This is a genomic window from Halococcus sp. PRR34 (assembly GCF_028617175.1).
Classification (GTDB): Archaea; Halobacteriota; Halobacteria; order Halobacteriales; family Halococcaceae; genus Halococcus; species Halococcus salifodinae.
This window is the reverse complement of sequence record NZ_JAQJDA010000006.1, coordinates 110,234-123,656: the sequence shown is the minus strand read 5'-3', so window position 1 is coordinate 123,656 and position 13,423 is coordinate 110,234. Positions and strand designations below refer to the sequence as shown.

The window sequence follows — 13,423 nt, the reverse complement described above, 5'->3', positions numbered from 1 at the left end:
GCTTACCCGAGGCTCCCTTCCATTTCGAGTTCGATCAGCCGGTTGAGCTCGACCGCGTACTCGATGGGTAGTTCTTCGGTGATCGGCTCGATGAACCCGGCAACGATCATCTGCTTTGCGTCGTCGTCGTCCAATCCTCGGGACTGGAGGTAGAACACGTCCTCGTCGCCGATCTTCCCCACAGTAGCCTCGTGGGCGACGTCGACCTTCGACTCCTCGATCTCCATGTACGGCATCGTGTCCGACGTGCTCTCGTTGTCGAACATCAGCGCGTCGCACTCCACGCTCGTGGAGGAGTTCTCTGCGCCGTCGGAGATGTGGACGAGGCCACGGTAGTTCGTGCGGCCGCCGTCCTTGCTGATACTCTTGGATTCGATCGTGGACTTGGTGTCGGGCGCGTTGTGGTAGACCTTCGCGCCGGTGTCGATGTTCTGGCCCTCGCCCGCAAAGGCGATCGTGATGTGGTTGTCCGTCGCGCCGCGGCCCTTGAGAATGGTCGAGGGGTAGAGCATCGTGGCCTTCGAGCCCATCGAGCCCGAGATCCACTCCATCGTGCCCTCGCGCTCGCAGATCGCGCGCTTGGTGTTGAGGTTGTAGGTGTTCTTCGACCAGTTCTGCACGGTCGAATACTGGACGTGGGCGTTCTCGCCGACGAACACCTCAACGCCGCCCGAATGGAGGTTGAACTCGCTGTACTGCGGAGCCGAACAGCCCTCGATGTAGTGGACTTCCGAGTTCTCCTCGGCGATGATGAGGGTGTGCTCGAACTGGCCCATCCCCTCCGAATTCATCCGGAAGTACGCCTGGATCGGCATCTCGACCGTGACGTCCTCGGGGACGTAGACGAACGAGCCGCCCGACCAGATCGCGCCGTGGAGCGCCGCGAACTTGTTGTCGCTGGCGGGCACGCAGTTCGTCATGAAGTGCTCTTTGACGATCTCCTCGTGCTCTTGGACTGCCTTGTCCATGTCACAGAAGACGACGCCCTTCTCCTCCCAGCGCTCCTGCATGTTCTGGTAGACGATCTCGGACTCGTACTGTGCGCCGACGCCCGAGAGCGCGTTCTTCTCGGCTTCGGGGATGCCGAGCTTGTCGAAGGTGTCCTGGATCTCGTCGGGGAGGTCGGTCCAGTCGTCGACACCGCCGCGGGCGTCGATGTCGGGACGGATGTACGGGACGATCTCGCCGATGTCGACCTCCGAGAGGTCGGGCTGGCCCGGCCAGTCGGTCGGCATCGGCATCGCGTGGAACTGCTGGAGCGCGCGCAGGCGGCGCTCCAGCATCCACTCGGGCTCGTCCTTGTCTTCGGAGATCAGGCGGATCGTCTCCTCGTCGAGATCGCCCTTTTCGGCGCGGAACGCCGAACTCTCCTCTTTTTTGAACTCGAAGCGCGCTTCCGAGTCGGTCTCGCGCAGGTGGTCTTGGTCGGAACTCATGGTGTGTGTTGTAGTGGTCGAAGCCTTATCAGGCTGTCTCGTAGGCTTCCTCGCGGACCCAGTCGTACCCCTCGTCCTCGAGCTTGTGGGCCAGATCCGCGTCGCCGCTTTTGGCGATCTTGCCGTCGAGCATCACGTGGACGTGATCTGGCTCGACGTAGTCGAGGATCCGCTGGTAGTGGGTGATCTGGAGGATGCCCGCGCCCTGCTCGTCGCGGAGCGCGTTGATCCCGTTCGAGACGTCCTGGAGCCGGTCGATGTCGAGCCCGGAGTCGATCTCGTCGAGCACCGCGATCGACGGCTCCAAGATTGCGGCCTGGAGCACCTCGTTCTGCTTTTTCTCGCCGCCCGAGAAGCCCGCGTTGAGGTAGCGCTGGGCGAACTGGGAGTCCATGTCGAGCTGTTCCATCTTCTCGGCCATGATCTCCTGGAACTCCGCGACGCCGACGTCGCCCTCCTCGACATCGCCTTCCATCGGCGAGGTGTCGTAGCCCGTGTCCTCGTCGTCCGCGTCGGCCTCTGCTTCCTCGCCCTCATCGTCCTCGAAGAGCTCCTCGCGCTCTTCGAGCTTGGCGTTCAGGGCAGTCCGAAGGAAGTTCACCATCGTGACGCCCTCGATCTCGGCGGGGTACTGGAAGCCGAGGAAGACGCCGAGCGCCGCGCGCTCGTTGGGTTCGAGATCGAGGAGGTTCACCGTCCGCATGTCCTCGGGGATCTCGATGTCCTCGAACTCGTCTTCGTCGAGATGGACGAGCACTTCGCCGTCGGTGACTTCGTAGGCAGGGTGGCCGGCGATGACCTTCGCGGTCGTCGACTTCCCTGACCCGTTCGGTCCCATCAGTGCGTGGATCTCGCCCGATCGAACTTCGAGATTGACCCCGTCGAGGATCTTCTCGCCGCCCTCCGCGACCTGTGCGTGGAGGTCCCGTAGCTCTAAGCGTGCCATTGTCCTATCGTCCGTCTGTTGGCCCGTCGACCTGATAATGGTTTCCATTCACCGGTAACGATTTTCGATGGGGGAAAATTTGTTTGCCGCGAACGGAACTCACGAGCGAGTATCGCGTTGCAGAATCGATGGTGAGCGGCCGCCCGCGGAGCGGGGTGGTGCGGTCGGCGGTGTGGTTCGGTGCGGTCCTGGTGGATGAAGGGCGAGTGAGTGAAACGAACGAGGGCTTCGGCGGTGCTGTGTGGAGCGGTTGCGGGGCGGAGAGTGTCAGCAACTGTACCGCGAACGAGGCCACAGGCCGAGTGAGCGGGTGTTTTTGATGAACCTTTTTGCAAGGGGTTGAGCGCGCCGGAGGCGCGCGAACTCGTTCGAGACGGCTTCGCCGTCTCGTGATGTCATCAGAACGCGAAGCGTTCTGATTGCAAGCAAGAAATCTTCGATGTCTTGCACTGACGAAAATCGCGTAGCGATTTTCGAACCACCCTGAAGTAAAAAGGTGGGTTCTAGGCGGACTTCGCACGCTCGCGGATCAGGTCGCGGAGCGCGTCGGGATCGTCGATCGCCGCGATCTCCTCGCGCTCGATCAGCGCGGTGTCGTCGACGGCGTCGCGCGAGGCGTCGTCGACCACGTACACCGATCGCGTGCGGGTCACGGTGCCGAGCGAACTCATGATCCGGGCGCGCTTCTCGGCGGTCCGCGTGAAGGCGGAATGGCCGGTGAGCACGTTCTCGGCCCCGCCGTCGTCCTCACTGACGGCCTTGAACGGCGCGCGAGTCGTCGGATGGACGTCGAAGCCGACTCGCGTCAGCACCGCGACGAGGCCCTCGTCGTCGGTGTCGGGAGCGTCGGTCGCATCGGTCGAGTCCTCCTCTGTGATCTCGTCCGCGCCGTCGAGCACGTCGACCGGGTTCGCGAGCGGCGCATCGAGGAGGTCTTCCATCCGCGCGGCGACCTCGACCGAGGCGTTCATCCCGTCCTCGTACTTCGAGACCGTGCGCCGCGAGACGCCGAGCTCGTCGGCGAGCCGGCCGAGACTCCAGTCGCGATCCTCGCGTTCGTCGGCGAGCACCTCACCGTCGATGTTCACGTAGAGCCCGCCGGGCGCGGCGTAGATCATCGGCGGCACCTCCTCGACGAACAGATCGAGCGCGGTGTCGGGGCTGAGAACGGGCACGCCGTGGCGGAGGTACATCACGCCCGGTTTCAGCTCCTCGTCGCGCGTCCGCAGCCCGATGACCATGGGCGTCGCGTCGAGGAATCCGCCGAGTCGGCGCATCTCGACCCCGGTGGTGCCGTCGAACGCGTCGATGTTGCCGAGGATCTTCACGAGGAGGAGCTCGTCGCCGCGACGCGCGGCGACATCGAAGCTCTTCGGGCGGACCGCACACCGGTCGCTGACGAGGAACCCCGCGTCCTCCAGCATCGCGGTCACGTTGCCGACCAGTGCGGACCGTGACATGGGCGTACGTAAGTATCGCCACGTATATAGTGGTTGTGCCGTCGCTATATCCCTCTCTTCCGGCGATTACTGCCACGCTCGTCGGTAGATTTATATACGAGATCCGAGCCGGAACGCGGTTGTCCGCCGGGGTCGTGGGAAGGATGTGACCGTCATCGGTATCGACGACACCGACTCGCGCGAGCGGGGGATGTGTACGACGTATCTCGCCGCGCGAGTGGCGGCACGCGTCCGCGGGGAGGATGGTGCCGTCGAGCGCCAGGTACTCGTCCGACTGAACCCCGCGATCGAGCACAAGACGCGGGGCAACGCGGCGCTCGCGATTCATACCGACCTCGACGCCGAGCGTGGGCTCGCCATCGCTCGTGAGGCGGTCGAGACGCTGGCGGCAACCGACGGCCCCCGAACGAATCCGGGTGTCGTGGTCGCGCCCGACGGAGCGGTGTCGGAGAAGGTCGTCGAGTTCGCCCGTCGGGCCGTCCGCGAGCGCCTCACGATCGACGAGGCGCGCCGGCTGATCGAGACTGCCGGGTATCGCCACGCCGACTGGAAGGAAGCGAGAGGGCTGATCGGCGCGCTCGCCGCGGTTGGGTCGTGGGCGGCGTTCGACGAGTGGACCCACGAGCACATCGCGTACCGCGAGGCCCACCGGCGAGGCACGCCGCGCGAGGTCGATCACGAGTCGGTGGTTGCGGCCGCCGACTGGGGGTATCCAGCGGCGTGGGACACCGTCGACCGCGACGAGGGGAGTTCGGTGTGCGTGCCCCACGCTCCCGGACCGATTCTCTACGGTATCCGAGGCGACGATCCCGAGGTCGTGCGCGGCGTCGCCGACCGGATCGAGAGCGAACCGATCGAGCGAACAGGTGTATTCGTCACGAATCAGGGGACCGACGCCCACCTCCGCGAGGGAAGCGTGGGCGAACTCCGCGACGGGCGGGCCTATCGGGTTTCGGTAACGGTCGCGACGCCGCCCGAGACTCGGCGGGGCGGACACGTCTTCGTCGGTCTCGAAGACGGTGACGCGTCGCTCGCGTGTGCCGCGTTCGAACCGACGAAACGGTTCCGGGATCGCGTGCGCGCGCTCCGGGTCGGGGATCGCCTCACCGTCTGTGGCGAGGTCTCGGACGGAACCCTGAAACTCGAGAAGTTCGCCGTCCGTGATCTCGTGACGACCGAACCCGCGGTACCGTCGTGTCCGGACTGCGAGCGGTCGATGAAGAGTGCTGGCCGCGACCAGGGGTATCGGTGTCGGGACTGCGGGACCAGTCAGGATGGAAAGATCGAGCGCACGATCGAGCGCGATCTCGAACTCGGCTGGTACGAGGTGCCGCCGTGTGCGCGCCGCCACATCGCCAAACCCCTCGTCAGGGGTGGGTTCGACGCACCGATCCATCCCGAGCGGTGACAGAGGGAACCCTCGTCCCCGGGAGTGGTTAAGAAGGAGCGTCACGTAGGCGCGGTATGAACGCGATCCGCCGGGGGTTCGTCACTCAGCTCGGGATGGAGTATGAAAAAGCGTTCGAGCATGCCGACGCGCTCGGGCTCGACTATGTGGAACTGATGATGGACGGTGCGCACGAGCGCAGTGCGCTCGCCGACGAGGCCGATCGAGTGCGCGCGCTCGCGGACGAACGGGGGCTCGATCTCGCGGTACATCTCCCCTTCCGGCTCGACATCGCCTCGCCGTTTCAGCACGTCCGCGAGGGCGCGCTCCGCGAACTCCTCGCGGCGATCGAGACCGCCATCGAATGCGGGGCGGAGAAAGGTGTCGTTCACGCGAGCACCGACGCGTGGCCGCCGGCGTGGGAGCACGACCTCCTCCACGAAAACCTCCTTTCGTCGATCCACGACCTCGACACGTTCGGTCGCGACCGCGACTTCGAACTCTGCGTCGAGAACGTCGCCGGCGAGTTCTTTCCCGCCGAGCGGTTCCCGCGACTGTTCGAGGCAACCGACGCGAGCATGACCCTCGACACCGGCCACGCGCGGATGAACGGAATGGACGCAACGGCAATGGCCGACTTTCTCGACGAACACGGCGATCGGGTTGGCCACCTCCATCTGAACGACACTCGCATGCCGAAGGACGAACATCTCCCGTTCGGCGCGGGCACCATCGATTTCGACCGGGTGTTCGAGCCACTCCGGAACGGCTGGACCGGCACGCTCTCGCTCGAAGTGTTCACCAACGACTGGGGCTATATCGAAACCAGCGTCGATCGGCTCGACGAGCTGCTGTGAGCCGTCTCCAAACAACAGCCGCTCTCTGGGTCCGCACAGGATCACCCTTTTTGAGAACGGTCGTCACTACTCCACATGGGACGCGCGCTGTCGCTGAGACGAACACTGGGACTACTGCTTTTGCTGTCTCTACTCGTCCCCACCAACTGGCTGCCGGCATTGGTTCGAAATCTACTCTTGTTGGTGTATCTCGCAGGCATCGGTTATCTGCTCTTCTGGCTGGTGTCGGGGTTAATTCGGGCTCCACAAGCATACCACTCCGGGAAAGACGAAGCTCGCGTCCCAAGGAACGAAACCGGCGATCAGAGCAGATAGCGCCGTTCGGACCGGGGATGTATCGTATTCCACTCCGAATCACGAGCCCCAGTCACGCGTTCGATCCCGCCCCCGTCAGCGGAACGACCACGTGATCGGTGTCGTCCACGACTCCGCGCTCGCGGTACTCGTGGAGCGCGGCCGGCGCGACCGCACACGTCGGCTCGACATCGAAGCCCGCTCGGCCGAGCCGCTCGTGTTCCTCACGGGTGGTCTCGGCGTCGATCGCGATGGCGTCGCCATCGGTGGCCTGGATCGACTCGCAGATCGCCTCGATCCGGACAGGGTCGCGGATCTGGATGCCGTCGGCGAGATCGTTCGGGTCGTCGGGGTCGGTGTGGCCGTCGAGTCTGTCGACGATGGGTGCGTAGCCGGCGGCCTGGGCGCCGAGCAGTCGCGGCATCTCGTCCGTCCAGCCGGCCTCGTGAAGCGCGCGAAAGCCCCGGTACGCCCCCAGAAAGAGGGTACCGTGGCCGAGCGGGGAGACGATCGCGTCCGGCACCTGCCAGTCGCACTGGGCGGCGAGTTCGAGCGCGAACGTCGCGGTGCCGGCGAAGAAGGCAGGGTTCCACGCATGGCTCGCGTACCAGCCCGCATCGTTCTCGACGTTCTCGATCGCGGCCGTTGTGACGGCCGCTCTGGTGCCCTCCACTCGCACGACGTCGGCCCCCGTGCGCTCGATCGCTCGGAGCTTCGCGGCCTTCGCGTCGGCCGGTACGTAGATCTCGCTGTCGAGGCCCGCGCGGGCAGCGTAGGTCGCGATCGCGGTTCCGGCGTTGCCCGAAGAGTCCTCGATCACGCGGTCGGCCCCGCACTCGATCGCGCGCGCGATCGTCGTCGCCGCGCCGCGATCCTTGAAGCTCCCCGTCGGCGAGACGTATTCGAGTTTGAAGGTCGCGTTCCACTCGGGCGCATCGCCGGCCGATGGCCGGCTTTCCGCGGGAAGGCGTCCCTCGCTATCGACGATCGGCGTCCAGCCCGCGCCGAGATCGGCCGCCCGTTCGATCGGGAGGAAGTCCGCGAACGCCCAGAGTCCGTCGCGGGTGTCGAGATCGGCGAACGCGGGCGCGGGGCCGTCCGGCAGTGGCTGGGTGGCGAAATCGAGCGGGTGATCGCACTCGCAGCGCCAGTGGTCGGCGTAGCTGTTTCCGCAGACAGGACAGCGGAGGTCGGTGGGCATGGTTGATGAACTGGGCGCGGTGAACCAGTAGGTGGCGGTTGCGAGGCGGTGCGGCGCGGACCTGGCGTCTCGACGAGCAAAGCGAGTTCGTTCGAAAGACGCTTCGCGTCTTTCGTGATCTTCAAAAGAGCCGTTGGCTCTTTTGGACCTCGTGGCAGCTTCGCTCCCGCTTAGTGACGAAAATCTCTGATTTTCGAACCACGAGGCTCAGGAGAGCTTTGCTCTCCTGGTGGATCGAGGGCGAAGGAGCGAAGCGACTGAGGGCTTGGGCGGTGCTGTGCGGTTTGCGGAAAGTGCCAGCGACCCCACCGCGAGCGAACGGAGTGAGCGAGCGGGTGTTTTTAGTCCACCGGAAGACTCGCTTCGCTCACGGCTCGTTCCTCGCCGTTCGCATTGAGGCGCTCCCGTCGGTCGCGCCTCTCACCGCTCGTCTTCCGAGCTCTGCCTCACTTCGCTCGGCAGAACAGGTTTTTACAAGCGGGGGTCAAGCGAGCGTAGCGAGCGCGACCCCCGCAGTAAAAAAGTGGCTAGAAGCGATCGATATCGGTCCCGACCGAGCAGACGTACTCGCCGGTGGCGACCTGTGGGAGTCGGCGGGTCCGCCAGAACACGCCGTCGACGTCGGCGGTGGTCTCGGCTTGCACCGTGCCGAACGCATCGGTGACGTGGAAGAGCCGGTCGCCCTGTTCGACGTGCTCGCCGAGATCGGGTGCGAAATCGACGAGGCCGCCGGCGGGCGCGCCGTACTGCTCGAACCCGGTCGCACGGACCTGATCGCCGGGATCGACGTCGCCATCGAGGAACCCGTACGCGGTGAGCACGTTGAAGATCCCTTCAACGCCGATCGCGACGCTCTCTTCGTCGAGCCCGACCGCACCGCCGAGCTCGGGATCGATCGTCGGAACGCCCTCATCGGGGGCGGCGCGGGCGAGCTGGCCGTCGGGGCCCTTCTGGTCCAAGATGTGGCCGCAATCGAATGTTTTGGCGAGTTCGAGACACTCGCTGTGGAGGTGGTGGCGCGGGCCACACCGCACGCGGGTCTCGTGGATCATCCGACTCGTCGAGCCCTGGTGGAGATCGAGCACGAGATCCGCGCCGGTGGCGGCCTCGAAGGCGGCGGCGGCGATGCGTTCGGAGGAGGAGCCGTGCTCGTCGCCCGGAAAGGCCCGATTGAGCTTGGTATCGTCGATCGGGTTGCGGTGTTCGGCCACCTGGAAGGCGTGGAGGTTGACGATCCCGACGACCAGAACCGTTCCAGCGAGGTCGTCAGGATCGAGCTGTGGAACCAGCGAGCGCACGACGCCGACGCCGTTGAGTTCGTCGCCGTCGCTCGCGGCCTGGATGTAGAGGGTGTCGCCGTCGGCTGCGCCGTTGACGACACAGACCGGCAGTCCCAGCGGGCTCCCATCGCGGGTCTCGCCGACCGACAGCCGCCCGGTGTCGATCTCACCGGGAGCCGCGCTCGCGGTTCCGAGGCTCGTCATCGTTCGATGACGGCCGCCGAACGTTCTTGAGGCGTTCGATATCCGCGCCGAATCAACGGGGATTTGGGCCCGCCGCTGGGAGGAAGAACGTGTCGAACGACGCTCCGGAACGCCCGCCGACCGCGGAGTTCGCCGCGGCGCTGTCGGTCCCGCGCAACGCGAAGATCGGGCTCGCGGCCGGCGTCGCGGTCGCGGTCCTCGCCTACGCCTATCGCGTGCTCGAACTCGCGGGGCCAGCGGCCGACACGCGCGGCTCGCCGCTGCTCTTTGTCGTCCTCGCCGTGACGCTCGCGTTCGGCAGCGCGGCGCTCGTGACGGTGACCCTGACGCTGATATCCGCCTACCGACTCGCCCGCGAGCAATAGCCGACCATGACGGAGCGAAACGGCCGACGCCTGCGTGCGCTCGGTGCGTCGTCCTCGCAGTAGTCAGCGAAATCGTCATGTGTCGGTTTCTTTTCAATCCGTGGAGCGAACGCCGGAGCATGCCGGAACCGATACTGTTCGGGCTACTAGCCGTCGGTCTGCTCGGCGGCAGTCTCGTTCACGCTCTCGTCGACTGGCGATCGTCGCTTCCGTTCGTCGGTGACTCAGGTAGAAACGACGGAGACGATGCGGACGACGACGATCACGATGCAGACGACCGAGACGATCCGGATGAAGACGACGAGGATCGGGACTGATTACGACATCGCGCCGGCGAGCGTCCGGAGTCGTTCGGCCGCCGTCTGCGGCCCCTTCGCGAGCAGCACGTCGCCGGCGGCGAGTTCGGTGTCCGGCCCGGGCGAAACGATCCAGTCGTCCCGCACTTCGGTCACCGACTCGTCGGTCACTGATTCGACAGTAACGGCCTCATGGGTCGTCCGCCGGACCGCGATCACGCCCATGCCGGTCTCGGTCCGAACCATCCGGCCGCCGAGTGTCGCGCCGTCGAGATCGCTGTCGGGCGCGACGGTCAGCCGGACGATGACCTCGTCGGACTCCTTGACGGCCTCCGCGATCACCGGATGCGAGCCGAGCCCCCGAAGCACGCCCTCGCTGATCTCGACCGCTGCGTCCGAGATGACCTCAGTGCTCCTGGCGAGGTGGACGAGCCCACGGAGCGACACCGGATCGTCGACCTTCGCGGCCGCTTGCAGCGTCCACGCCTCGAAGCGCGATTGGAGTTGGTCGACCTCGGCCTCCAAACTCACCACCTCGCGCGCGAGGTCCTCGCTGTCGAACAGCACCGCGCCGTAGGCGAGATCGACACCGAGCTCGCTCATGTTTTTCATCAACACCACCGAATCCATCGCGCGATCGAGGTCGGCGATACTGGGCTCGGGGGCGTCCGGCGGCGCGTAATGCTCGCCGGTGGTGCTCCGATAGACGCCCGCGATCCCCTCTTCGGGACCGCGGAAGAACACGGCGTCGTCCGGGCGGAGGTGCGTCTCGCGGTCGGGGTTCATCAGCCACTCGCCCGCACGCCGGATCGCGATCGCGCGCACGCCGGTCTCGCTTTCGAGATCGATCTCGCCGAGGGCTGCGTCGGCGAAGCGCGCGTCGGGGGCGACGCGGGCGCGAACCAGCGTCTCGACCGCTGCGGGGAGCGCGGCGCGTATCGCGGGCGGCAGTCCGATGTCCTCGACGACGACCTTCGCGATGTCGCCGGTCGCGTCGCTGATCTTCTCGGTCGCCCCCACGATCCCGAGCACCGGTGCGAGCGCCTCCGCATCGTCGGTGCTCCGGGCGGCCATCAGCAGGCTCATCCGGGTCCGGAGCTGGAGCACGTCCATCTCGGCTTCGAGGTCGAGGACGGCCTCCGCGACCGCATCGCTCCGCAGCAGGACGGCGGAGTACGAGAGGTCGATCATCAGCTCTGCGATGTCTTTCATCTCCGCGAGGAGCTGTTTGACGCTCCGCGGCTCGTACCCGACCGCCCGTGTCATGTCGTGAGGTTCGTCCAGGCCGACAAAAGGGTTCGTGCGTCGCGGCCGATCGTGTCGTCGTTCTCCAGTCAGGGAAACGCTCGACTCTCGCTGGAATTTCAATATAGTGCTCTATGATTTATTGGGTGTATCCATCGCTCGATCCAAGGGTTTGGTGAGATCAGACAGACACTTTTCACGCAGCGAAGGAAGCGAGTAGCTCTGTCAGAGTTCAGTGGTTACCGTGGCCAGCAGTTGCTCTGAACAATGTGCATACCCAGCGGTCGCTGGACATCGGATCGAGGTGACTGTCTTATCGCACAGTCAGGCAGACACCACCCAAACCGGATCAGTGCCAGCCGTACGTTCGCTGGCAGGACCCTCGTCGTAAAACTAGTGGGCGATCTTCGATGAGTAGTGGCGTTCACGGGCCGACTCACCGAAATCAGTCCTTAGATGGTATCAAGCCGCGAGATCACGCTATCCACACAGTAATAAATTTCATACCACGATATCAATACCATCGGTGATCCACGGATCGGCAGTTGATCAGAGAGGTTGATACCGGCGAAGACGGTCGGAAAAGGCGGCTCCGGTCTGGTTCGAGAAGAGCAGTTATCCCGCAGGTCACTCGACGGCCGTCGCGCGGGTCGCCGTCGCCTTGAACGACGCGACGACCGAATCGCCGGCCACGAGGTCGAGCGCCGCGAGCGCGTCGTGGGTCACGAGCACGGCCAGCGGCTCCGTAGCCCCGATATCGACACCGACGCGGACGATCGTCTCGCCACGATCGAGATCGACCACGGTACCACGGAATCGATTGCGGGCGCTCATCTCACCCGTCTCCGGGATGTCGTCCGGCGCGTGGAGCGTGACGGCGTCGGCCCGCAGCGTCACCTGAACTCGCTCTGTGGCCTCGGGAGCCAGCGCGCGCACCGTCCCGGCAGCCGTCTCGACGGTCGCCAGCTCGCCGTCACGGTCGATGACCTGACCTCGGAGAACAGTCTCCTCGACGGTAGCAGTGCCGGTGTACGCCGTTTGGAGGCGGTCGAAGCGTGCGAGCAGGTCGTGTGCAGCGTCGGTGAGTTCGCTGCCGCCCCCGCCGACCCCACCGCGCTGGCGCTCGACGAGCGCGCCGAACTCGTCTTCGAGGACCGTGATTCGCTTGTGAGCGCGTGAGAACGACCGTCCGAGAGCGTCGGCGGCCGCGTTGAGCGACCGGTGTTCGTCGACGGCGCGCAACAGCGCCGCATCCGCCGCCTCGAACGACGCGCCGTCGGTCTGTAAGCGTGCCTCGAACCCCGCGTCCATACCCCTCCCTCGTGATCCGCGAGCAAGAGCTTTATGTCCGGATTGCGATAACGGAGTTGTGTCCGCGCCGGAACAACGCTTGCAGGGATGTTCGCGGCGAGCGTTCCTCGGGAGCGTCGGAGCGATGGGAGTCGCGGGAGCGGCCGGCTGTGTCGGGAGCGGCCGCGAGAGCGGTGGTGGCACGTCCGCATCGATCGCGATCCTCTCGGCGGGGAGCCTGCAGAACGCACTGACGAACGGGCTCGAACCCGCAGTCGACGTGCCCGTGACGATCGAGGCACACGGGTCGGCGACCGTCGCCCGCATGATCGCCGAAGGCAAACGCGACCCCGACATCGTGAGCGTCGCCGACGTGGCGCTGTTCGAGCAGCCGCTCTCCCCGTCGTGGCACTCGGTGTTCACGAGCAACGCCGTCGTGCTCGCGTACAATCCGGACACAGAGGGCGGCCAACGCCTCGCCGACGCCGGGAAGAAGCGGTGGTACGAACCGCTGGCGAACGGTGCGGTCGACATCGGTCGTACCGATCCGAAACAGGACCCGCTCGGCTACCGGGCACTATTTATGCTCGAACTCGCCTCACGGTACTACGACGACGCGTCGAACCTCGAAGAAAGAGTGCTGGAGAACGACCAGATCTATCCCGAGACCGCGCTGATCAGCCAGTTCGAGACCGGCTCGATCGACGCCGCGATCGCCTACCGCAGCATGGCCGTCGAGCGCGGGTACGAGTACATCGACCTCCCCGACGAGATCGACCTCAGCAACCCGCAGTACGACGAGGAGTGGTACGCGACGGTTTCGTACAGCCTTCCGAACGGACGGGAGATCCAGGGTGGCCCCATCAGCTACGGATCGACCATCCGCAGGATGAGCGACGCTGCCCTAGAGGTGTTCGACGTTCACACGACCGGCAGCTATCTCGACGAGCACGGATTCGTCCAGCGCGAGCAGTTCCCGACCTTCGAGGGAGCGGTCCCCGAGCGCGTCATGGAGGCGATCGGTGAGGAGAGCGGAGCCAACACAAGCGCGAAGCAGCCCGACAGCCGATCGAATGCGGCTCGGTCGGCGAATCAGTCACGGCAGCGCACAGCACCGATAGAACTGTCCTCGGCGGTGTCGGATATCACGGTCTTGCTCTGA

General features: G+C 65.5%; 12 protein-coding genes. 5 read left to right on the top strand and 7 right to left on the bottom strand.

Translation table 11 applies throughout. The features are described 5' to 3' along the window. Window positions 1-2 precede the first annotated feature (2 nt). The 3 genes from sufB to PHA81_RS09715 form a co-directional block, all read right to left on the bottom strand. A complete protein-coding gene (sufB, locus tag PHA81_RS09725; protein WP_005044239.1) occupies window positions 3-1,436 on the bottom strand; it encodes a Fe-S cluster assembly protein SufB in 1,434 nt (477 codons plus the stop codon). A gap of 28 nt (window positions 1,437-1,464) precedes the next feature. Next, window positions 1,465-2,382, bottom strand: a complete 918-nt coding sequence (locus PHA81_RS09720; protein ID WP_273836623.1) for an ABC transporter ATP-binding protein — start codon at window positions 2,380-2,382, stop codon at window positions 1,465-1,467. A gap of 503 nt (window positions 2,383-2,885) precedes the next feature. Further along, window positions 2,886-3,842, bottom strand: coding sequence for a transcriptional regulator (locus PHA81_RS09715; protein ID WP_005040290.1), 957 nt, complete (start codon window positions 3,840-3,842; stop codon window positions 2,886-2,888). Between the two features lie 145 nt (window positions 3,843-3,987). On the opposite strand from PHA81_RS09715, the gene PHA81_RS09710 reads away from it, so the two are divergent. Further along, window positions 3,988-5,250 (top strand): tRNA(Ile)(2)-agmatinylcytidine synthase, encoded by a 1,263-nt coding sequence (locus tag PHA81_RS09710; protein WP_273836622.1) that lies wholly within the window; start codon window positions 3,988-3,990, stop codon window positions 5,248-5,250. 56 nt (window positions 5,251-5,306) lie between these two features. Continuing rightward, window positions 5,307-6,086: a sugar phosphate isomerase/epimerase family protein gene (locus tag PHA81_RS09705; protein WP_005040287.1), complete on the top strand. Its 780-nt coding sequence runs from the start codon at window positions 5,307-5,309 to the stop codon at window positions 6,084-6,086. A 367-nt stretch (window positions 6,087-6,453) separates the two neighbouring features. On the opposite strand, the gene PHA81_RS09700 is transcribed toward PHA81_RS09705, so the two are convergent. Further along, entirely contained in the window at window positions 6,454-7,581 is a 1,128-nt protein-coding gene (locus tag PHA81_RS09700) for a pyridoxal-phosphate dependent enzyme (RefSeq protein WP_005040284.1), read from the bottom strand. A 527-nt stretch (window positions 7,582-8,108) separates the two neighbouring features. Next, window positions 8,109-9,065 carry a succinylglutamate desuccinylase/aspartoacylase family protein gene (locus tag PHA81_RS09695; RefSeq protein WP_005040281.1) on the bottom strand — a complete coding sequence of 319 codons (957 nt, stop codon included), beginning with the start codon at window positions 9,063-9,065 and terminating at the stop codon, window positions 8,109-8,111. A gap of 89 nt (window positions 9,066-9,154) precedes the next feature. Here PHA81_RS09695 and PHA81_RS09690 point away from each other — a divergent pair, with 89 nt between their 5' ends. Together PHA81_RS09690 and PHA81_RS09685 are read left to right on the top strand one after the other, a co-directional pair. Beyond that, window positions 9,155-9,430: a hypothetical protein gene (locus PHA81_RS09690; protein ID WP_005040278.1), complete on the top strand. Its 276-nt coding sequence runs from the start codon at window positions 9,155-9,157 to the stop codon at window positions 9,428-9,430. 119 nt (window positions 9,431-9,549) lie between these two features. Further along, window positions 9,550-9,747 (top strand): hypothetical protein, encoded by a 198-nt coding sequence (locus tag PHA81_RS09685; protein WP_241430249.1) that lies wholly within the window; start codon window positions 9,550-9,552, stop codon window positions 9,745-9,747. Here the strand turns inward: PHA81_RS09685 and PHA81_RS09680 are convergent, their stop codons facing one another. Both PHA81_RS09680 and PHA81_RS09675 read right to left on the bottom strand, forming a co-directional pair. Then, window positions 9,748-10,992 carry a TrkA C-terminal domain-containing protein gene (locus PHA81_RS09680; RefSeq protein WP_005040272.1) on the bottom strand — a complete coding sequence of 415 codons (1,245 nt, stop codon included), beginning with the start codon at window positions 10,990-10,992 and terminating at the stop codon, window positions 9,748-9,750. A gap of 606 nt (window positions 10,993-11,598) precedes the next feature. Continuing rightward, complete coding sequence (locus PHA81_RS09675) at window positions 11,599-12,282, bottom strand: TOBE domain-containing protein (RefSeq protein ID WP_273836621.1); 684 nt, start codon at window positions 12,280-12,282, stop codon at window positions 11,599-11,601. Between the two features lie 58 nt (window positions 12,283-12,340). On the opposite strand from PHA81_RS09675, the gene PHA81_RS09670 reads away from it, so the two are divergent. After that, window positions 12,341-13,423: an extracellular solute-binding protein gene (locus tag PHA81_RS09670; protein ID WP_273836620.1), complete on the top strand. Its 1,083-nt coding sequence runs from the start codon at window positions 12,341-12,343 to the stop codon at window positions 13,421-13,423.